The organism is Nocardia sp. CA-084685, assembly GCF_050955785.1.
Taxonomy (GTDB): Bacteria; Actinomycetota; Actinomycetes; order Mycobacteriales; family Mycobacteriaceae; genus Nocardia.
Genome location: NZ_CP192094.1, coordinates 2,428,494 through 2,448,049, shown reverse-complemented (window position 1 = coordinate 2,448,049; position 19,556 = coordinate 2,428,494). Strand labels below are relative to the sequence as shown.

The 19,556-nt window shown below is 65.1% G+C and carries 17 protein-coding genes and 2 pseudogenes; 10 read left to right on the top strand and 9 right to left on the bottom strand.

The genetic code is table 11. The features are described 5' to 3' along the window. Nucleotides 1–102: 102 nt before the first annotated feature. On the bottom strand, nt 103–681 hold the full coding sequence (locus tag ACQP2U_RS11025; protein WP_433714583.1) for a TetR/AcrR family transcriptional regulator: 579 nt from the start codon (nt 679–681) through the stop codon (nt 103–105). A gap of 260 nt (nt 682–941) precedes the next feature. Here ACQP2U_RS11025 and ACQP2U_RS11020 point away from each other — a divergent pair, with 260 nt between their 5' ends. From ACQP2U_RS11020 to ACQP2U_RS11010, 3 genes and pseudogenes are all read left to right on the top strand, one after another. Next, on the top strand, nt 942–2,483 hold the full coding sequence (locus tag ACQP2U_RS11020; protein WP_433714582.1) for a long-chain-fatty-acid--CoA ligase: 1,542 nt from the start codon (nt 942–944) through the stop codon (nt 2,481–2,483). Then, nucleotides 2,480–2,620 (top strand): annotated as a pseudogene (locus ACQP2U_RS11015) (phosphotriesterase-related protein); the annotation flags it as partial. The gene ACQP2U_RS11020 and the pseudogene ACQP2U_RS11015, both read left to right, overlap by 4 nt. Before the next feature lie 63 nt (nt 2,621–2,683). Continuing rightward, nucleotides 2,684–3,586 carry an SCO6745 family protein gene (locus tag ACQP2U_RS11010; RefSeq protein ID WP_433714581.1) on the top strand — a complete coding sequence of 301 codons (903 nt, stop codon included), beginning with the start codon at nt 2,684–2,686 and terminating at the stop codon, nt 3,584–3,586. Here the strand turns inward: ACQP2U_RS11010 and ACQP2U_RS11005 are convergent. The 4 genes from ACQP2U_RS11005 to ACQP2U_RS10990 form a co-directional block, all read right to left on the bottom strand. Then, entirely contained in the window at nt 3,579–4,511 is a 933-nt protein-coding gene (locus ACQP2U_RS11005; protein WP_433714580.1) for an alpha/beta fold hydrolase, read from the bottom strand. The genes ACQP2U_RS11010 and ACQP2U_RS11005 overlap by 8 nt on opposite strands. A 190-nt stretch (nt 4,512–4,701) precedes the next feature. Further along, nucleotides 4,702–6,150, bottom strand: coding sequence for a phytoene desaturase family protein (locus tag ACQP2U_RS11000; RefSeq protein ID WP_433714579.1), 1,449 nt, complete (start codon nt 6,148–6,150; stop codon nt 4,702–4,704). 34 nt (nt 6,151–6,184) lie between these two features. Further along, the gene (locus ACQP2U_RS10995; RefSeq protein WP_433714578.1) at nt 6,185–7,996 is read right to left on the bottom strand and encodes a DUF3556 domain-containing protein; all 1,812 of its coding nucleotides are present in this window, start codon (nt 7,994–7,996) and stop codon (nt 6,185–6,187) included. 73 nt (nt 7,997–8,069) lie between these two features. After that, nucleotides 8,070–9,563 carry a class I adenylate-forming enzyme family protein gene (locus tag ACQP2U_RS10990; RefSeq protein WP_433714577.1) on the bottom strand — a complete coding sequence of 498 codons (1,494 nt, stop codon included), beginning with the start codon at nt 9,561–9,563 and terminating at the stop codon, nt 8,070–8,072. 129 nt (nt 9,564–9,692) lie between these two features. Here ACQP2U_RS10990 and ACQP2U_RS10985 point away from each other — a divergent pair, with 129 nt between their 5' ends. Next, complete coding sequence (locus tag ACQP2U_RS10985) at nt 9,693–10,934, top strand: PucR family transcriptional regulator (RefSeq protein ID WP_433714576.1); 1,242 nt, start codon at nt 9,693–9,695, stop codon at nt 10,932–10,934. A 569-nt stretch (nt 10,935–11,503) separates the two neighbouring features. Here ACQP2U_RS10985 and ACQP2U_RS10980 read toward each other — a convergent pair. The 4 genes and pseudogenes from ACQP2U_RS10980 to ACQP2U_RS10965 all read right to left on the bottom strand — a co-directional run bounded on the left by ACQP2U_RS10980 (nt 11,504) and on the right by ACQP2U_RS10965 (nt 13,824). After that, nucleotides 11,504–11,947, bottom strand: a complete 444-nt coding sequence (locus ACQP2U_RS10980) for a nitroreductase/quinone reductase family protein (protein ID WP_433714575.1) — start codon at nt 11,945–11,947, stop codon at nt 11,504–11,506. Between the two features lie 171 nt (nt 11,948–12,118). Beyond that, nucleotides 12,119–12,286, bottom strand: a complete 168-nt coding sequence (locus ACQP2U_RS10975) for a hypothetical protein (RefSeq protein ID WP_433714574.1) — start codon at nt 12,284–12,286, stop codon at nt 12,119–12,121. 231 nt (nt 12,287–12,517) lie between these two features. Beyond that, a complete protein-coding gene (locus ACQP2U_RS10970; RefSeq protein WP_433716423.1) occupies nt 12,518–12,721 on the bottom strand; it encodes an ATP-binding cassette domain-containing protein in 204 nt (67 codons plus the stop codon). 77 nt (nt 12,722–12,798) lie between these two features. Beyond that, nucleotides 12,799–13,824 (bottom strand): annotated as a pseudogene (locus tag ACQP2U_RS10965) (PLP-dependent transferase). Between the two features lie 193 nt (nt 13,825–14,017). On the opposite strand from ACQP2U_RS10965, the gene ACQP2U_RS10960 reads away from it, so the two are divergent. The 6 genes from ACQP2U_RS10960 (at nt 14,018) to pcaG (ending at nt 19,504) form a co-directional block, all read left to right on the top strand. Beyond that, the gene (locus ACQP2U_RS10960; protein ID WP_433714573.1) at nt 14,018–14,614 is read left to right on the top strand and encodes a YbhB/YbcL family Raf kinase inhibitor-like protein; all 597 of its coding nucleotides are present in this window, start codon (nt 14,018–14,020) and stop codon (nt 14,612–14,614) included. 857 nt (nt 14,615–15,471) lie between these two features. Continuing rightward, on the top strand, nt 15,472–16,293 hold the full coding sequence (locus tag ACQP2U_RS10955) for a CoA transferase subunit A (RefSeq protein WP_433714572.1): 822 nt from the start codon (nt 15,472–15,474) through the stop codon (nt 16,291–16,293). Further along, nucleotides 16,290–17,072, top strand: a complete 783-nt coding sequence (locus ACQP2U_RS10950; RefSeq protein ID WP_433714571.1) for a CoA-transferase subunit beta — start codon at nt 16,290–16,292, stop codon at nt 17,070–17,072. The genes ACQP2U_RS10955 and ACQP2U_RS10950 overlap by 4 nt, the downstream gene beginning before the upstream one ends. Beyond that, nucleotides 17,069–18,250, top strand: a complete 1,182-nt coding sequence (locus ACQP2U_RS10945) for a thiolase family protein (RefSeq protein ID WP_433714570.1) — start codon at nt 17,069–17,071, stop codon at nt 18,248–18,250. The genes ACQP2U_RS10950 and ACQP2U_RS10945 overlap by 4 nt, the downstream gene beginning before the upstream one ends. Further along, complete coding sequence (gene pcaH, locus ACQP2U_RS10940; protein WP_433714569.1) at nt 18,247–18,969, top strand: protocatechuate 3,4-dioxygenase subunit beta; 723 nt, start codon at nt 18,247–18,249, stop codon at nt 18,967–18,969. The genes ACQP2U_RS10945 and pcaH overlap by 4 nt, the downstream gene beginning before the upstream one ends. Beyond that, on the top strand, nt 18,959–19,504 hold the full coding sequence (gene pcaG / locus ACQP2U_RS10935) for a protocatechuate 3,4-dioxygenase subunit alpha (protein WP_433714568.1): 546 nt from the start codon (nt 18,959–18,961) through the stop codon (nt 19,502–19,504). Before pcaH ends, pcaG begins: the two co-directional genes overlap by 11 nt. Nucleotides 19,505–19,556 lie beyond the last annotated feature (52 nt).

Here is a 19,556-nt window from a genome sequence, read left to right as displayed (position 1 = left end):
CTCCTGATGCCCGATCTGCGTGACCAGACTCACCGAACTTGATTCCGACGTCAAGTTCAAGAGCGGCTCCGCGTCACGTGAGACAGGTCACACGAACGTCGCTCAGTGAGCTTCTTTCAACTGAAGAGCGTTGAACCACAACTGATTCAACGTTTTCACCAACTTCTCGAAGGAGACCTTGCGCCCCTCGACGAATACGAAATACGCCATGCGGCTCACCATGCTCGACAAGGCCAGCGAGGTGACCTCGGCATCCAACTCGGCATCCACCAGCCCACGGTCCTGCAGATTCCGGATCATCACGGCATTGCGATCAACGAATGCCAGCGCGCGTTCGAAGCGCAGGACCCGGAACTTCTCATCAATCTTCGACACCTGCTCGAGCACGGCCATCAACCGAGCATTACGCCGATACGAGAGCAGATACTCGCGATTGGCGGCGGCGATCAGCTCGCGGGGATCGTCGATGCCGACCCGTTCTCGGACGTGCGGGTGCAGCATTTCCTCGCGCACCTGCTCGACAACCGCGGCGAAGACCTCTTCCTTGCTGTCGAAATAGGTGTAGAACGATCCGGAGGCGACCCCGGCCGCCTTGGAGATATCACTGATTCTGGCATCGAGGAAGCCGTCGCGTTCGAACACTTCGCGCGCCGCGGTCACCAGCGCGGACCTGGTGCGCATGCCACGCTTACTCCGTGGGGGCACCCGACCTGGCTGGTCCTCGGCGGCTTGCTCGTTCACTGCCTCACTCGCTGTCGTACGGCTCGCTGACGTGGTGGATCGTAACAGCGCGCGCCGCTCCCGCGACCCTACGACGCCGCAGGACAACCAGGATCGGCACAACATCTATTGAACATGACGCCAAATTCAAGTAGCGTCCGACCCACTGACGTGGCCTGGGTCACATCAGTTCTCGCCTACTCATGGATCTGGAGCAAGCCATGCCTGCGAATCAGGCTTCCCCGACCGCATCGGATCAGTCGAGCAATGTCGCCGACCGATGCTGGCAGCACGCCATCGAACGCCCCGACGCCATCGCGCTGCTCACCGCGGACGCACAGCTGTCCTACGGCGAATTGGCCAGGCGCAGTGCGGCTTACGGCGGCCTGCTGCGCGAATCCGATATCACCGCGGGCGACCGGGTGCTGCTGGTCGCGTCCACCGTCGGTGAATTCGTCATCGCATATCTCGGCGCGCAGCTCATCGGCGCCATCGCCATCACCATGAATACCATGGCCACCGCGCCCGAAATCGGTTATGTACTGGATGATTCCGGCGCCCGGATCGTCATCGTTTGGCACAGTGCGCAGCAAGCCGCACAGGAGGCGGCCGCCGAACGGAATCTGCCGTTGCTCGTACTCGCACCGGGCGCGCACGCCGAGCCGTCGCGGCCCGTGGCCGAACCGGTGCGCCGCCGCACAGACGACACGGCGGTGCTGCTCTATACCTCCGGAACCACGGGCAAACCGAAGGGCGTCGAGCTCACCGTCGCCAATCTGACCGAGACCGCGCGGATCTTCACCGACCAGCTGCAGCTCGGCCCGGACGATCGCTTCGGCACCGGGCTTCCGCTGTTCCATGTCTACGGGCAGGCGGTGTGCCTGCTCACCGCACTGCATGCGGGGGCATCGTTCGCCATGGTGACGCCCTTCGAACCGCAGGCCATGATCGCGATGATCCGCGATCGCCAGCTCACTCACGTCGCCGGTGTACCGACCATGTGGAATGCGATGCTGCACGCGGCTGGTGACTATGGTGCGGCGGATTTCGCGAGCCTGCGGCTTGCGGCATCCGGCGGTGCGTCACTGCCCGGCGAGGTGATCCGGGCCTTCTCGGAACGCTTCGGCTGTACCATCCTCGAGGGTTACGGACTTACCGAATCCACTGGCGCGGCGACCTACAATCCGCTCGACCGCGAACAGCGGGTTGGATCGGTCGGCGCTGTCCTGCCCGGGACATCGATCGAAGTTCGCGATCCCGACGGCAAGGTGTTGCCTGCCGATACCGTCGGCGAGATTTTCCTGCGCGGCCCCAGCATCATGAAGGGCTACTGGAACCGGCCCGACGCCACCGCCACCGATTTGTCCGACGGGTGGTTGAAGAGCGGCGATCTGGGCCGCGTCGACGCCGACGGCTATGTCTATATCGTCGACCGCGCAAAGGACCTCATCATCCGCGGCGGATACAACGTCTACCCGCGTGAGGTCGAGGAAGTGCTCTACCAGCATCCCGACATAGTCGAGGTGGCGGTTGTCGGCATTCCGGACGAGCACTACGGCGAGGAGGTCGGCGCGGTCGTCGCCGCCACGCCGGGGGTCGAACTCGATCCGACCGATCTGCGGTCCTGGGCCAAAGAGCGGCTCTCCGCATACAAGGTGCCGCATCGCTTCGCCTTCACCGACCAGCTCCCCAAGGGGGCCACCGGCAAGATCCTCAAGCGCGCCCTCGACCCGGACCTCTTCACAGACAAGGCTTCCCGATGACCGCGATCCCCACCGCGACCGGAACCGTCGACTCCGCCGAACTCGGCCGCGTCCTAGTGCACGAGCACGTCTTCGTACTCGGCGAGGAATTCCGGCAGAACTACGCCGACACGGACGAGGACGCCCGCGTCGACGAGGACGATATCGATACGATTCTGGTGCGCAATCCGCGCCGGTACTTCGAGAAATGATCCGAATAGATGCCGTTGACTCCCGTCTCCCCGCACAGCGCCCATCTGACATTCCGCGCCCTCGAGCCGATCCACGGAATGATCTACTTCACCCCGCACGGTCCGGATTCCTACCGCGAGTTGGGCATCACGGATCCGCGCATGATGTACTTCGCTTCCCGATCCGCCGCGTTCGGGCCGGTGACCGCCGAGGTCACCATCGCAACGTTCTTCAATTTCAATCCGGCCGCGGTGCGGGCGGTCATCCCCGCCGCCTGGGAAATCGTTTCGCCCGCGGAAATTTTCCGAGCTCGTATGCGTGCCGTCGATCGCTCGCTTCGGCAGGCATGGGGCGATGACCTCACCAGCCCTGAGGTGCGTGAAGCCGCCGAGCTTGCCCGGCGCGCCGCTGAACGTGCTTGCGAACGGCCGCAGGGGCGCGCGTTGTTCGCGGCGCATGCGGCGCTGCCGTGGCCCGATGAACCGCATCTGGTGCTGTGGCATGCGCAGACACTGTTGCGCGAGTTTCGCGGCGACGGACACGTCGCCCTGCTGCTGACGGAGGGGTTGGACGGAATCGAGGCATTGATCACGCACAGTGCGACCGGTGAGATCTCGCCGGAAGTGTTGCGCGCCAGCCGATCCTGGAGCGAGCAGGACTGGGCCGACGGTATGCGACGGCTTCGTGAGCGTGGGTGGTTGTCAGGCGATGGTGTCGCGCTGAGCGAATACGGCTCGCAGCGGCGTGGCGTGATCGAGAGCCGGACGGATGAACTCTCGGTCTACCCGTATGAAGCGATCGGCGAAGCCGGATGTACGCGCCTACGTGCGCTGGCTGCGCCGCTGGCGATCCGGGTTATCGAAGGCGACCTGGGATTCCCGCCGACGCTGTCAGCACGCTACCGGCAGGTGGTCGATAGGCCGGTCAGCTGACGCTGCGGGCGAAATCGATCAGTGCGGCGCTGACTTCGGCGGCGCGTTCCTGTTGAATCCAGTGTCCCGCCCCATCCAGGACAATGGACGCCCGCAGGTCGGACAGTATGGCGGCCATCTTGGTGGTCGGAGTGAAGCGGATGACAGCATCGTCGGACCCGGCGATGAACAGCGCGGGCTGGTGGATCTTCGCATCAGCCAGGTGCGCGCTCTGTTCCCAGTTGCGGTCCAGGTTGCGGTAGTAATTGAGTCCACCGGTGAATCCGGTGGTCGTGAAAGTCGCTATGTAGTAATCGAGTTCGGCCTCAGTCAGCCAGGCCGGAGTCGCTATCTCGGAACCATCACCGCTCGTCAGATCCCGCGCACTGACGACATCATCCTGCAACAGGGTGCGACGTACGTCCGACGCGAGCTCCGCGTCCGCACGACCCGGCTCCTGGAACCAGCACATATAGAAGTCGTCACCCAGCCGGGACCGCAGAATCGGCAACGGCGGCGCGACCGACCGCGGCGTAGCTGGAACACTCAACCCCGCGACGGCCCGTATTCGATCCGGATGCCGAAGCGCCAACTGCCACACCACCGACGCACCCCAGTCATGACCGACGAAGATCGCATCCTCGATACCGACCTCATCAAGCAACCCGACAAGGTCACCACACAGCGCGACCATGTCGTAATCCTCGATCCGGCCCGGCCGAGAACTGCCGCCGTATCCACGCATATCCGGCGTCAACGTCCGAAAACCCGCTTCGGCAAGCGCGAAAACCTGGTGCCGCCAAGAGAATCCGAGCTCGGGAAAGCCATGACAGAACACCACCACGGGGCCCGCACCGTGCTCGACAACCCGCAACTCGATCCCATTGGTCGCGACCTGCCGACTACCCAGCCCCAGCCACTCGTCCAGCAGATTACGTGATTGCATGGGGCACCTCGTCTACCACGGCAATATAGATCGCCACCGTATTCGATTCTGACGTCGAGTTCAACTTCCGGTGACCGATGCGGGCGTGACCAGTCGAAGCCGAGTTGCTACTCATGGCGAGACGGCCGGCCGAGGCTGATCAGAGTGGAGCCGCCGTCGATATCGAATTCCGATCCGGTGTCGAAGCCGCTCAACGGTGTAGGCACCGCAAGGCGCGGTCGGCGGCGTTGGCGCCGCACATGCCGTGAGCGCCGGGGCCGGGTGGGGTGGCCGCGGAGCACAGGTAGTGGCCGGGGATGCCGATATCATAGGGATGCAGCGTTTTTCGGGGTCCGAAGAGGAGTTGGGGTAGGTCTTTGGCACCGGTCATTATGTTGCCGCCGACGTAGTTGGGGTTGTATTCGGCGAGACCGGGGGCGGTGCGAGTGCTGGTGCCGACAATGCGGTCACGGAAGCCCGGGGCGAAGGCTTCGATCCGGGCGCTGATCGCTTCGGTGGCATCGCCGGTAAAGCCGTGCGGGACATGGGCATAGGTCCACACCGGGTGCACGGTCCCGACCGAGCGCTTGGAGTCGGCGAGATATTGCTGTCCGACGAGGACGAACGGTCGCTCGGGCATGCGTCCGGCATGGATTTCTCGTTCGCTCGCCGCGATTTCGGCGAAGCGGCCGCCGAGATGGACCGTTCCCGCCCGGCGGGCGGGTTCGGCGGTCCAGGGAATCCCGCCCTCGACCGCGAAGTCGACCTTGAAAGCCGCCGGTCCGTAGCGGAATCGCCGATATGCCTTGGCAATTCGTGATGGAAGGCGGTCAGCGAGGATTTCGGCGATCGCGGTCGGCGCCAGGTCCCACATGGTGATATCGCTGGGCGGCAACTGCCGCGGCGACCGTACGTGCACACGGGTTTCGATCTTCCCCCCGAGGTCGAGCAGCAGCGCGGCCATCGCGTCGGTGATGCGCTGTGACCCGCCGACGGCAACCGCCCAACCGTACCGATGCCCCGCCGTGAGAATGCCGAGCCCGATACTGGCGCTCAGCGGACGATGCAGCGGGTGGAACGCGTGCGCGGCGACCCCGCCGAACAATGCGCGCCCCTGCTCGGTGCGGAAGATCTCCGCCAGTAGCGACGCCGGTGCCAGCGCGGGAATTCCGAAGCGGGCCAGGCTGATCGGATGGCGAGGCAGCCGCAGTAGCGGGCGCATGATGTCCGCGCCGAACCTGTCATAGGCGGCGACCGGTCGGTCGAACAGCAGCCGCCAGGCCCGCCCATCGGTCCCGAGACCGGCGGCGGTCTCGGCGACCGAGCGATACAGCACCCCGACGGTCCCATCGTCGAGCGGGTGGGCGCAGTCGATCTCCGGCCACGCCCACCGCAGCCCGTAGCGCTCCAGATCCAGGCTGCCCAGAAACGGCGATCCGACCGCCATCGGGTGGATGGCCGAGCAGTGATCGTGCACCAGCCCGGGCACGATCGCCTCGCCCGAGCGGGTCCCGCCGCCGATCTCGTCGGCCGCCTCCAGCACGGTCACCTCGACACCGGCCCGTGCGAGGGTGATCGCGGCGGCCAGGCCATTCGGTCCACTGCCGACGACGATGGCGGTACGCCCCTGCACCGAATCGCTGCGCGATTCTGCACTCATCGATGTCCTCCTGGAGACTATTGGGGCACAGGCACTATGAAACCATTTCCGACTCCGGCTCCGCCCTGCCGGACAAAGCGCGGAACGCTTCCTCCCGCCGCCAGCTGACCTGCAGCGGAATCGGACCGTCCGGCAGCCACGGTTGGGCTGCTACCGCATCGCGGACCCGCCAGGTGCCGCGTTCGATGACGCCGAGCGCGGCGTCGATCACCTGATATTCCTGGGTTCCCCGATGGATCGGCTGTGATTCGACCCAGACGATGATCCATTCGCCGGGTTCGAATCCGACCCTCGCCTGGACGGCATTGACCAGATCCAGGTTGTGCAGGTGGCCATCGCCGAAGTTGAATCCGATCAACGAATTGCAGCCGAACTCGGCCTCGCGCACCGTCCAGCGGTCGATATCGCGAATGTTCTTCAGCAGCAGGGAGAACAGTCCGCGACCCTGGCTGTGCATGGACCGCCACGCGATGGTCTGCTGCATGGTGATCTCGGCGATCGCGGGCGGATAGCCCATTGCCCGCAATTGGTCGATCTGGTTCTCGGTCGGGCGATGCGGCAGTGTGTTCAGCTTCTCCTCGGCACCAGGTGCGAACGCCCACAGCGCCGAGGCCCAGTTTCCGGCGTACTGACGCATCGACGGCAGGAACGACACCAGATCCGGACGCAGATTGCCCAGGATCGGGAAGGCAACCAGCACCGCGACGATCGCGACGGTCAACCAGGGCGAGGACATATCGGTGACCGCGTACCCGTCCCCGGCCGGGAATCCCAGGAACAGGAACACCGTCACATAGGCGAAGATGACATTCCATTCCTGCGGCACCGCCAGCGCGAACATCGAAATGATCGTCAGGTGGAACACCACCATGAGCGCCACCGCTGCCAGGATGACCCACCGATTGGTGGCGAACAGCAGCACCAGCGGGGTGGCGATCTCCACGGCCGAACCGCCGACATGCGCGGTGAGCGAGGCAAGTTTCGAGGGCCGGATATCGCGCGGGAAATCGCGGTAGTACCGCCGCTTGATGTTCTTGAATGGAACACAGGGACCGTTCGAGGCCATCGCCGATACGACGTTGCTGAAGTGATAGCCGTACTTCGAGATTCCGGCCCCGATCCACACCACGCAGATCAGCAGTTTCGCGGCAATGATCATGTCGACGAACGGCAATACCGCGAAGAACACCAGCGCGGGCAGGTACTGCTCACCGCGGGCGCTCAGAAAGATCGTCTTGTCCCGCAACCCGCACAGCACGTACAGCACAATCGGCGCGATCAGCAGTGTGGGCTGCACCAGTCCGGAGGTGTTATCGGGCACCGCGGCGGTCAAAGATGAGCTCGGAACTCCCGGCAGGAGAATCGGCACCAGCAAACTGGCCAGGAAAGCCAGATACAGCAGCACATCCACGCCCGTGCGGTCATCACCGCTGGTGAACGGAACCCGTCGCCACGGTCGCAGCCGGATGGCGCCGCGCCGGGCATAGAACAGGATGCCGCCGATCATCGGCTTGAATTTGCCCGCGATCGGTCCCCATGATCCGGCGATGCCGACGGCCTCGAGCAGCACCGTCCACAGAATCAGCTTCTGATACACGATCGGTTGGTTCCACCAATTCGCCACATCCCAGAACGGGCCGACACCGGACGTCCAGGTCACCAGGGCGGTGCCGCCGATAATGTAGAGGATCAGCACCTTGACCATATAGATGGTGTGGATAATTTTCGGCGTGCCGAAGCCGTATTCCACCCAATGCAGGGCGAGTGTTTTCATGCGCTCCATGAGCGGCTTGTCGAGAAATGTCTCGGGGTCGACGGCCGGGAAGTCCGCCTCTTTGAATCCCATTGTTCGCACCTTTCAATGGCAGGATTTCGGGCATGGGCGAGCCGCGCCCGAATCGGAAAATTAGGAAGATCCGTTATGCAGTCGCCGTGCGGGCGCGGAGTTTTCGTTTATCGATCTTGCCCACCGGATTTCTGGGCAAGCCATCGGCGAGGAAGATCGATACCGGCACCTTGATACGCGCCAGTGACCGCCGACAGTGCTCGATCAGCTCGGCATCGGTGACCACCGAACCGGGCAGCGGCACGATATGGGCGACCGGAACCTCGCCGAGGACCGGATCGGGCGCACCGACCACGGCCGCTTCCAGCACGCCCGGGTGGGCATGCAGGACATTCTCGATCTCCTTGGGATAGATGTTCTCCCCACCGCGGATGATCATGTCCTTGATCCGGTCCACCAGCACCAGATAGCCGTCGGCATCGAAGCGCCCGACGTCCCCGGTACGCAGCCAGCCCTCGACGATCGTGCGCGCTGTCGCCGCCGGCTGGCCGAGATAGCCGCGCATGACATTCGGTCCGCGCACCACCACCTCGCCGGGCGATCCGTCCGTGATCAGGTTGCCGTCAGGATCCATGATCGCGACGGTCTGCCCGGACAGCGGCAGCCCGACCGTACCCGGCTTTCGATGCCCCGCAAGCGGATTCAGCGTCGACGCACAGGTGCCCTCGGACAGCCCATAGCCCTCGACGATCGGCACACCGAACCGGGTTTCGAAGCGTGCGATCAATTCGGCGGGCATCGGTGCCGCGCCGCAGATCGCCCGGCGCAGGGACGAGGTATCCGGGCCCAGCTGGTCCGGTTGGGACACGAGCATGGCGTAGATCGCGGGCACCGCGGAGAAATAGGTCGGCCGGACACGTGCGACGACATCGAAGAATGTCGCCGCGGAGAACCGCCCGGCGATAGTCGCGCGACCGCCCGCCAGCAGCGGCGACAGCACGCTCACCACGATCCCGTTGACATGGAACAGCGGCAGGATCAGCAGACTGTGCTCGGATTCGTCCAGACTCAGCGCGCTGATGATCATCGCGCACATCGCGGCGATATTGCCGTGGTCGAGCATGACGCCCTTGGGCCGCCCGGTGGTGCCACTCGTGTAAATAAGCAGGGCAAGACCATCTCCGACAGCCACTGGATCGAGCATGGCGTCCGGATTTGTCGATGGCCCGGCCACGTCGGCCACATCCAGTGTTCCGATGCCGCGACCGCCCTCGGTAATCACCACCCGCGCCGCGGAATCCTCGATCTGGTAACGCGCTTCGTCGAATGTCAGGTCCGGATTCACCGGCGTTACCGCGGCACCGAGACGCCAGGCGGCGAAAAGAATTGTTACCAATTCCAGTCGATTCGGCAGCACCACCGCAACGACGTCCCCGGAACGAATTCCGTGCCGATACAGAACAGCGGCGGCCGCGCGTACGCGGTTCGCGAAGGCCTGATTATCCAACTGCTCACGATCATCCGCGATACAGGGACCGGTCGGATTCCGTTCGGCTCTGAAATCCGGTAATTCGGCGATATGGTGCACGATTTCCTCACCATCAGACGTGATCGGTATTACATTCATACGGTAAGCGCATCACCGACCCCCGACTACGGGCCGCGATCCCAGAATTCGCCGACGGCTTTGTACTGCGGGCACAACAGGCTTCCGAATACCACCGATTCCGACCGCGCCGTCGGTTACTGTCCGGCTATGAGTGCCGGCGTGGACCCGATCGTGCGCGAGGTCGCGGGACGTATCAAAGCCGATCTGGAGCGGCTGACCGTCGAGATGACCTCGATGTTCGTCGACGTCATCCCGGAGTTCCGGCACGATAGCGAGGTGCGACGGCTGATGGTCGCCAGCACCTCGTCCAATCTCGTCGCCATTATCGACATGCTGGCGCTGAGCATCTCCCTCGACGACATCACCGTGCCACCGGCCGCCGCCGAGTACGCCCGCCGATTCGCTCAGCACGATCTGTCCCTGGAAGGACTCCTGCGTGCCTATCGCCTCGGCGAACACATGTTCCTGCAGCAGGCGATGACGATCCTGCGCACATTGGATCGTTCCGCCGATGAGGCACTGGCGACCATGAGCCGGATCGCCCTGTTGGTCAATAGCTACATCGACCAGATCATCGAGGGCATCATCGACATCTACGAAAGCGAACGCCGCCGCTGGGACACCCGCTCCGATGCCACTCGCGCCGCACAGATCCGCGCGGTACTCGACACCGACGAACTCGATCTGGCCTCGGCCGAACAGATGCTGGCGGCCTCGCTGCGCGGCTGGCACCTCGCCGCCGTCATCTGGATTCCACCGGGCTCCCCCGATCCGGCCGGTCTGCTACGCGCGGGCGCGGCGATGCTATCCGCGGCTACCGGAAAGACCGCACTGACAGTCACTGTCGATGAACAGAACTGCTGGACCTGGATCTCCTCCACCGGCAAACCCGCCCTCGATGCCGACCGGCTCGACAACGAACTGCGCACGCGGCCGACCCTCCGCATGGCGGTCGGGGAACCCGGCACCGGACTCGATGGATTCCGACGCACCTTCCGCGACGCACAGCGCGCCCGCGGCGTAGCCATCGCCACCACCCACCTCGACCGTCAGCTCACGCTGCATTCCCAAATCGCCTTGGCCAGTTTACTGTTCGACCATCCCGCCGATGTCCGAACCTTCGCCGGTCGCGTGCTCGGCGATCTGATGCGCGACGATGAGGCGACCGCCCGATTGCGCGAGACGGTGCAGATCTTCCTCGATACACGCGGCAGTTTCACCGATGCCGCCGCCCGCATGCACGTCCACAAGAACACCGTCCACTACCGCGTCCGCAAGGCCGAGGAAATCCTCGGCCATCCGGTAACCGAGAACCGGCTCGAACTCGAGGTCGCGCTGCTGGCCTGCGCCCAGCTCGGATTGGAGCCACCGCAGCGCCGTCGCAGCTGAGCTCGGTCTTACGCCAACTCCTGCGCGGACTCTTGGCCCGCCAGGCCGGTTCGCCGTAGGAAGTCGGCGATCACCTCGAGTTCGGCTTCGGAGTAGCGGGTACAGAGTTCATCCATGCGGTCATCCATGCCGAAGAATAGCTCGACTAGTTCCGAATTCCACTCGCGCACAGCGTGTAAGGTGACCTGCGGCGGTCCATGGAGTCCGGGTCACGTTCGCGGACGGTCCATCCGCCCTTCTGCAGGCGATCCAGGATTCCGGTCATGGTCGCGGCGCGGCGCGCCAACGCCGTCGGGATATGGGGCCGTGTTGGTTGATCAGGTCGAGGCAGGTCCAGTCGACGCCCTCGAGTTCGACCCGGCCACCGAAACGGCGATTGAGCAGCGGTAACTGAATGTTCGAGTCATGCAACGCTTTCCGCACATCGGCCGTCGATCTCCGACGGCTGCGCGTCGAAGTACGACCGGTTGCTGAATTCATCGTCCGGCAACTCGCCTACGTATATACGGTTTTCATATTTACGTAGGCGAGGAGCAGTTAGGGCTCGGCAACGTGCGCGACCGGCTCGGTCAGACCGGAACGACGCGGAAGATCGCGATTCGATGCGCCGATGCGGCCACGCCGTCGGGCGTGGCGGCCTCGGCCAGTCCGGTGGTGACGAAACGCTTGCCGACGCTCTTCGGACTCGTCGACACCAATTCGTGCAGCAGCGGCGGACGCTCGCCTACCGGCACCTCGACCAGGCGCGCCGTCGATGACTTTCGGCCCCGGGTCAACGTAACCGTCTCGGCGGCACGCGCATTCACGACCCACGCGGCCTTCGGGAACGCCTGGAAGATGAATCGGCCGCCGTCGAGCTTGTTGACCGCGATCGGAAACGTGCGCAACTGCCCGCTGCGCCGACCAGCGACCGTGAGCAGTTGCATCGGACCGAAGGCGATGCCTATCCGCTGCAGCCCGACGATGACCTTGTTGATGGTGTTGGTTGTCCGACGGTAACTATCTGCACTCATGCCCACAATCATAGTGCTAGATTATATGAACCTCATATCTTCTACTCCGCATATCAGCACCCGGCCTCCGAAACCTCCTGAAGGCGGCCGGTTTCGGCGACTATTGCTGCCTGGGCAGCTCGGCCACGCGGACCTCGGCGTATTCGAGGGAACGGCCCCACGGCGAATGTGTCATCTGCTGCCCACCGCCGATTCGTCGCCGACGTAGGCCGACCACAGCCTGCGGTACGGGCCGTCGACTTCGAGAAGTTCGCTGTGGCGGCCGGTTTGGCGCAGGCGGCCCTCACCGACAACGAGAATGAGGTCGGCAGCGGCCGCGGTGGCCAGGCGGTGGGCCACGACGAGGGTGGTGGTGGTGGTGCGGTCCGCGGTTAGCGAGTGGACTTGCCCGCACCGGTTTCGCCGACCACGGCCACCTTCTCACCGGGCGCGATCGTCACATCGATATCCGACAACACCCGCGCACCGGTACCGTCGTAGGCGAAACCTACCCCGCGGAACTCGATTTCGCCCGCGAGCCGGTCGACTGCGCCGGCACCGGATGTGTCGGTGTGGTGACGGGTTCGCGCATCAGCACGCCGATTCGCTCGACACCGACAACCGCCTGCTGATAGCTGTCGAAACCTGCGACAGCTGCTGGATCGGCACGAACAGCAGATCGATGTAGAGCAGTCCGGCGATGATCCGCAGTAGTGTCGATTTCCCACTGCCGGACGGACCGACCAACGCGATCACCTCACCCGGTGCGATCTCCAATTCGATATCGCGTAGCACGGTATGGGCGCCGAAACTGCGGCCGAGGCCGCGCAATGCGACCCCGGCGGCACGACTGGCAGTGGATGACACGTCGACTACTGAGCGGCCGCGAATCCGGCGCGCAGATCGGCGAGGATATCGTCGATCCCCTCGATGCCGACCGCGAGGCGGACCAGGCCCGGGGTAACACCCGCCGCCAACTGCTCTTCCGGAGTCAGCTGGGGAATGGGTAGTCGAGGCCGGATGGATAACCAGCGAACGCACATCGCCGATATTGGCGACGTGGCTGTGCAGCCGCAGCGCCTCGACGAAACGCTGACCAGCATCGACCCCACCGGCCAATTCGAAGCCGATCACCGCGCCGACGCCCTTGGGCGCGAGAGTGCGACCGCGCTCGTACCACGGCGAGGACGGCAGCCCGGCGTAGGACACCGAGGTCACCTCCGGACGTGCCGCGAGGAAGTCCGCGACCGCTTGCGCGTTCTGTACATGCCGTTCGATCCGCAGACTCAGCGTCTCCAGACCCTGGCTGATCAGGAAGGCATTGAACGGTGAGACCGCCGAACCGAGATCGCGCAGCAGTTGCACCCTGGCCTTGAGGGCGTAGGCGGGAGCGCCGAGGTCGGCGTACACCACACCGTGGTAGCTGGGGTCCGGTGTGGTGAAGCCCGGGAACCGGCCGCCGGTCCAATCGAAGGTGCCGCCATCGACGATCACGCCCGCGATGGCCGCGCCGTGGCCGCCCAGGTACTTTGTCGCCGAATGCACGACGATATCGGCGCCGTGGGCCAGCGGCTGGATCAGGTACGGCGTCGCGACGGTGTTGTCGAGGATCAGCGGAACGCCTGCGGCATGGGCGATTTCGGCGATGCCGGAGATGTCGAAGATATGGTTCTGCGGGTTGGAGATCGTTTCGCCGTACAGCGCCTTGGTATTGGGCCGGATCGCCGCCACAGCGCCGCAGCGTGTGCGGTATCCCGGAAGGTGTAGGAAGTGGTCTGGTAGATCGGCAGCGCGCGGGCGTTGGTCGTACCGTCCGGCACCTGTCCGACGTGGATCTGCTTGGTTTCGAAGCTCCAGTCGGCGCTCGGGTCGGCCTGGGTCTCGTCGCTGGTGGTCACAGCAACGGACACTAAGAAGCGCCCGGCATGGTGTCGAGGATTACATTCAACCGGAACCGAATCGGCTCGCCCGCTACCTCGGCGACGCCTTCGATGAACTGGAAAGCCCCGACGACACCGCGATCGCGATCTGCGCCAACCGGCCGGAGATCGGATCACGAGTCCGGGTAGCCACGGTTTAGCGGACGGGCCAATGGCAACCCGCACAGTGATGCTGCTCGGCGAGTACGAGGATCAGCGCGTAGCTCAGCTCTCCGGCCAGCTTCGACTCAGCAAGCCCGTCGAGCGGAGGAACATGATGCCGAATCCCACCAGCCACCAGCACGTGCGCAGGACGCCGGTGCGCGCGGAACTGCACAGTGCCGCATTCACCGACCACTCGACAATTCCGGACCGCTACTCCTACGACGGCGGCAATGTCGCTCCGCCGCTCGAGTGGAGCGGTATCCCCGACGACGCGGCGGAGCTCGTCTTGCTGTGCGAGGACGAGGACGCTCCGGGCGGACCGTTCACCCATTGGCTGCTCACCGGCATCGCGCCGAACGCGACCAGTATCCGGGCGGAGGCGCCACCGCCCAGGGCCGTCGCGGGTCCCAATGACTTCGGTGAAGTCGGCTGGAGCGGTCCGCGACCACCGGTCGGCGACCAAGCGCACCGGTACTTCTTCCGCCTCTACGCCTTGGACCAACCCGCCGGATTCACCAAGGACACCACGGCCGACGTGGTCCGCCAGGCCATCAGGGACCACGTCATCGCGAGCGGCACCCTGGTCGGCCTCTTCGCCGCCTGATCCCCGCACCGCGCATTCCTTACGTCGCGATTGCCTCGGCGCGCAGGCGCGAAAAGTCCTCGCGCGATAGCGGAGTCGCATCCGGTGCGCCGAGGTGTTCGAGGGCTCTCTACGGCGAATGTGCTGATCTCGGCCGAATTCGCCTGATGCTGTGCGGTGCGGTGCTGTTCAACAGGACGCGCACGCCGCCTTTGCTGCCACAGCTGTACCGGCTCTCCGGTGTCGGTAAACCTATGGTGGACAACGTTTCCCCGATCTGACTCCAGTCGCGCCATCGACGCTGAACTCGATGAGGGCGTGGCCGCGTAGCTGTTGCGCGGCGATATCGGCCGCGGGTCCACCGTGTTGATCCTGTACCCCAGCAGTGACCGCATCGCGTCACAGGCGGTACGGACCGGACCGCGGAACACATCATCGAACACTTCGAGCGACATCGGTCCGGCGTCTCCGGCATCGAGGACATAGCCGACGAACGCGGGCAGCTCGAAGGCCCCTCGCCGGGAACAGCCGCTAGTGGCGGCTCCACTGCCGGCACATCCATGGTCAGGCGCCAACAAGCCGCTTTTGCTGGGGACTGCCAATCGCACCCGTTCCACCACGGCATCGATCGATACATGGGACTTGAGTCACCATCGAATGCGTCCTACGATGTTCGCATAACAACCAATTGTACGGAATGCGCACAAAGGAGGCGTGGTGAAGGCGGCTACCTCGAGCGCGCCCGAGCGGGTCCTGGAGATGCAGCTGCCGGAACCGGTACGCAGGACTGGCGGTGTCCCCGGTGCGCATACCCGGCGCGGGACGGATCGGCCAGCGGGTCGCGATCGAGCCGTCCACAATTTCGAATGAGGAGTGATATGGCCAGGATTACCTCCTTGGCGGATGCGGTCGGCGAACTCGTCCGCGACGGCGATACGGTCGCGCTCGAGGGGTTCACGCATCTGATCCCGGTGGCCGCCGGGCAGGAGATCATCCGCCAGCGCAAACGGGATCTGTCGCTGGTCCGGATGACGCCAGATATCGTCTACGACCAGCTCATCGGGGCCGGTTGCGCTCGCAAGCTCATCTTCTCCTGGGGCGGCAATCCCGGCGTCGGCTCGCTGCACCGGTTCCGCGACGCGGTTCAGCAGGCCTGGCCCGCGGCGTTGGAGATCGAGGAGCACAGCCACGCCGGTATGGCCAATCGATATGTCGCGGGAGCATCCGGATTGCCGTTCGCCGTGCTGCGCGGATACGTCGGCACCGATCTGCCGACGGTTACCGACACCATCAAACCGATCACGTGCCCGTTCACCGGTGAACAGCTGACCGCGGTTCCGGCGATCAATCCCGACGTCACGGTCATCCATGCCCAGCGTGCCGATCGGGCCGGAAATGTGCAGCTGTGGGGGCTACTGGGGGTGCAGAAGGAGGCGGTGCTCGCCGCGCGGCGCAGCCTGGTCACGGTCGAGGAGATCGTCGACGAACTGACCCCGGTGCCCGGTGCGATCGTGCTGCCCGCGTGGGCGGTGACCGCGGTCGCGCAGGTGCCCGGTGGCGCGCATCCGTCCTATGCGCAGGGCTATTCCGAACGCGATAACGACTACTACGCGGCCTGGGACGCGATCAGCCGAGACCGAGACGCCTTCACCCACTGGCTCGACGAGAACGTGTACACCGCCACCACGGAGACAGTATGACCATCGCCGAAACCCGCACCGCCACAACAGAAAAGACATATACCGCCGATGAGATGATGACGATCGCCGCGGCCAGGGCACTCGGTGCGGGCAACCGGTGCTTCGTCGGGATCGGGCTGCCGTCGACGGCGGCCAATCTCGCGCGCAATACCCATGCGCCCGATCTGGTGCTCATCTACGAATCCGGCACATTGGGTTCCAAGCCGGATCGGCTGCCCGCGTCCATCGGTGACGGCGTGCTGGCCGAGACCGCCGATGCCGTGATCAGTGTGCCGGAGGTATTCAATTACTGGCTGCAGCCGGGTCGCATCGATATCGGGTTCCTCGGTGCCGCGCAGCTGGACAAGTACGGCAATATCAATACCACCGTCATCGGCGGTGACTACACCGATCCCGAGGTCCGCCTGCCGGGAGCGGGTGGCGCACCCGAGATCGCCGCCTCCTGTGGTGAGGTGTTCGTCGTCATGCGCCAGTCGCGGCGCTCCTTCGTCGACAAGGTCGACTTCATCACCTCCTTCGGGCACGGCCGGGGTAACGGCGAGCGCGCGCGACTCGGCCTGCGCGGCGCGGGCCCGACCCTGGTGATCACCGACCTCGGGGTGATGCGTCCCGACGAGACCGGCGAGTTGATCCTCGTCGCGGTCCATCCGGGAGTGCGCGTCGAGCAGGTCCGCGAGGCCACCGGCTGGCAGCTGCGGGTCGCGCCGGATCTCGAGACCGGCGAGCCGCCGACAGCCATCGAACTCAGCACCCTGCGAGCATTGAAAGCTGCCTCATGACCAGCGCATTTCTGTACGACGGGGTGCGCACCCCGTTCGGCAAGTACGGCGGGGCGCTGAGCGGTATCCGGCCCGATGACCTCGCCGCCGCCGTGCTGCGCTCGGTCGCCGGCCGCAACGATCTGGACCCCGCGACAGTGGACGAGATCGTCTTCGGGGCGGCCAACCAGGCGGGCGAGGATAATCGGAATGTGGCACGCATGGCGGCGCTGCTGGCGGATTGGCCCACCTCGGTACCCGGCACGACCGTGAACCGGCTGTGCGGGTCGAGTATGGACGCCGCGATGCAGGCCGCCCGGATGATCGAAACCGGTGATGCGGCAACGGTTGTCGTCGGCGGCGTCGAATCGATGAGCCGGGCGCCGATGGTTATGCCCAAGCCCACCAGGGCATTTCCCGCAGGGAACGAAACACTGCACTCCACGACGTTGGGTTGGCGGCTGGTGAATCCGGCGATGCCCGCGCAGTGGACGGTGTCCCTGGGTGAAAGCACCGAGATCCTCGCGGGCCGTTACCGAATCGAGCGCGCGGCGCAGGACGAATTCGCCGCGCGCAGTCATCAGCTCACCGCGAAGGCATGGGACAACGGCTTCTACGACGATCATGTCGTCGCCGTCCCTGGCACCGAGCTGGTACGCGACGAGTCGCTGCGGGCGGAAACGACCGTCGAGCGGTTGGCGAGTTTGAAACCGTCGTTCCGGCCGGATGGCACCGTCACCGCCGGAAATGCCTCACCGCTGAACGACGGCGCCTGCGCCCTGCTGCTCGGTGACGAAACCATGGCCGCTCGACTCGGCCGCGCCCCCTTGGCGCGGATCGCGGGACGCGGTGCGGCCGGGGTCGATCCGGATGTGTTCGGCATCGGTCCGGTCGAAGCGGCGCGAATCGCACTGCGACGCGCGGGAATCGGCTGGGACGATCTCGACGTGGTCGAAATGAACGAGGCCTTCGCCGCGCAATCCCTTGCCTGCCTCGCCAATTGGCCGGAACTGGACCCCGATATCGTCAATGTCAACGGTGGCGCGATCGCGATCGGCCACCCGCTCGGCGCGTCCGGGGGACGCGTCATCAACCAACTCGCCCGCGAAATGCGGCGTAGCGGCAGCCGGTGGGGACTGTCCGCATTATGTATCGGCGTCGGCCAGGGGCTGGCCGTTGTTCTGGAGGCGACATCATGAAAACACGTGCGCTGCAAGGTTATCGAAAGGATCCCGCAGGCACCCATCCGTCGCTGGATGCTCCGGACTACCGGTCCACCGCCCTGCGTCATCCGAAAGAGCCGCTGGTACTGCTGCCGCAGCGGCTGACCGAACTCACCGGTCCGGTGCTCGGCGCGGAGCGGCTCGCCGAGACGGATAACGACCTGACCGCGCAGCACCGGGCGCAACCGCTCGGACAGCGCATTATCGTGCACGGCCGACTGCTCGACGGTGACGGCAAGCCGGTCCCGAACTCCCTGGTCGAGATCTGGCAGGCCAATGCCGGTGGCCGGTACCGCCACGACCGGGACCGTTGGGACTGCCCGTTGGATCCCAACTTCGACGGTGTCGGGCGAACCCTCACCGACAGCGCGGGCCGCTACGAGTTCACCACCATCAAGCCCGGCGCCTATCCGTGGCGCAACCACCACAATGCCTGGCGGCCCGCGCACATCCACTTCTCGCTGTTCGGGCGCGCCTTCACCCAGCGGCTGGTCACCCAGATGTATTTTCCGGACGATCCGCTGTTCGCCCACGACCCCATTTTCAACTCGGTGCCCGAGGCCGCTCGCCCACGACTGATCAGCCACTTCGATCTGGACCGCAGCGAACCCGAGCGGGCGCTGGCCTTCGAGTTCGACATCGTATTGCGTGGACGCGATGCCACGCCTTTCGAGGACGACGAGGATGATGACTGATCTGCCCACCACGCCTTCGCAGACCGTCGGCCCCTACCTGCACATCGGACTCACCTGGGACGACGGCCCATACGCCGTGCCGCTGGGGACGCCTGGGGCCACATGGATTCGCGGCCGGGTGCTCGACGGCGTCGGCGCGCCGCTCGATGACGCCATGGTCGAGATCTGGCAGGCCGACCCGGGCGGGCATATCGCCCACCCCGACGACGGTCGCGGTGTCCGGGAAAACTTCCGCGGATTCGCACGCAGTGACACCCGAGCGGGCGAATTCGCGGTCTACACCGTCGTTCCCGGTGCGCTCGGCGATGGGCAGGCCCCGCATATCGACGTCTCGGTATTCGCCCGTGGTCTGCTGCATCGAGTGGTCACCCGCATCTACTTCCCCGAGCACGCCGATCAACACGTAAGCGATCCGGTGCTGGCCGCCGTGCCACCGCAGCGGCGCGGCACCTTGATCGCCGTGCACGGTCCCGATGGATATGTTTTCGACGTGCACCTGCAAGGCGAGCACGAGACGGTGTTCTTCGATGTCTGAAAGCCGCACCCGGCAGCCATGGGCACCGGGACGCTACTGGCCCGGAGCACCC

What these genes read in the sequence shown, in the direction of transcription:
- ACQP2U_RS11025 (WP_433714583.1), bottom strand. Translation starts at nt 681, where the DNA reads ATGCGCACCAGGTCCGCGCTGGTGACCGCGGCGCGCGAAGTGTTCGAA.
- ACQP2U_RS11020 (WP_433714582.1), top strand. Translation starts at nt 942, where the DNA reads ATGCCTGCGAATCAGGCTTCCCCGACCGCATCGGATCAGTCGAGCAAT.
- ACQP2U_RS11010 (WP_433714581.1), top strand. Translation starts at nt 2,684, where the DNA reads ATGCCGTTGACTCCCGTCTCCCCGCACAGCGCCCATCTGACATTCCGC.
- ACQP2U_RS11005 (WP_433714580.1), bottom strand. Translation starts at nt 4,511, where the DNA reads ATGCAATCACGTAATCTGCTGGACGAGTGGCTGGGGCTGGGTAGTCGG.
- ACQP2U_RS11000 (WP_433714579.1), bottom strand. Translation starts at nt 6,150, where the DNA reads ATGAGTGCAGAATCGCGCAGCGATTCGGTGCAGGGGCGTACCGCCATC.
- ACQP2U_RS10995 (WP_433714578.1), bottom strand. Translation starts at nt 7,996, where the DNA reads ATGGGATTCAAAGAGGCGGACTTCCCGGCCGTCGACCCCGAGACATTT.
- ACQP2U_RS10990 (WP_433714577.1), bottom strand. Translation starts at nt 9,563, where the DNA reads ATGAATGTAATACCGATCACGTCTGATGGTGAGGAAATCGTGCACCAT.
- ACQP2U_RS10985 (WP_433714576.1), top strand. Translation starts at nt 9,693, where the DNA reads ATGAGTGCCGGCGTGGACCCGATCGTGCGCGAGGTCGCGGGACGTATC.
- ACQP2U_RS10980 (WP_433714575.1), bottom strand. Translation starts at nt 11,947, where the DNA reads ATGAGTGCAGATAGTTACCGTCGGACAACCAACACCATCAACAAGGTC.
- ACQP2U_RS10960 (WP_433714573.1), top strand. Translation starts at nt 14,018, where the DNA reads ATGGCAACCCGCACAGTGATGCTGCTCGGCGAGTACGAGGATCAGCGC.
- ACQP2U_RS10955 (WP_433714572.1), top strand. Translation starts at nt 15,472, where the DNA reads ATGGCCAGGATTACCTCCTTGGCGGATGCGGTCGGCGAACTCGTCCGC.
- ACQP2U_RS10950 (WP_433714571.1), top strand. Translation starts at nt 16,290, where the DNA reads ATGACCATCGCCGAAACCCGCACCGCCACAACAGAAAAGACATATACC.
- ACQP2U_RS10945 (WP_433714570.1), top strand. Translation starts at nt 17,069, where the DNA reads ATGACCAGCGCATTTCTGTACGACGGGGTGCGCACCCCGTTCGGCAAG.
- pcaH (WP_433714569.1), top strand. Translation starts at nt 18,247, where the DNA reads ATGAAAACACGTGCGCTGCAAGGTTATCGAAAGGATCCCGCAGGCACC.
- pcaG (WP_433714568.1), top strand. Translation starts at nt 18,959, where the DNA reads ATGATGACTGATCTGCCCACCACGCCTTCGCAGACCGTCGGCCCCTAC.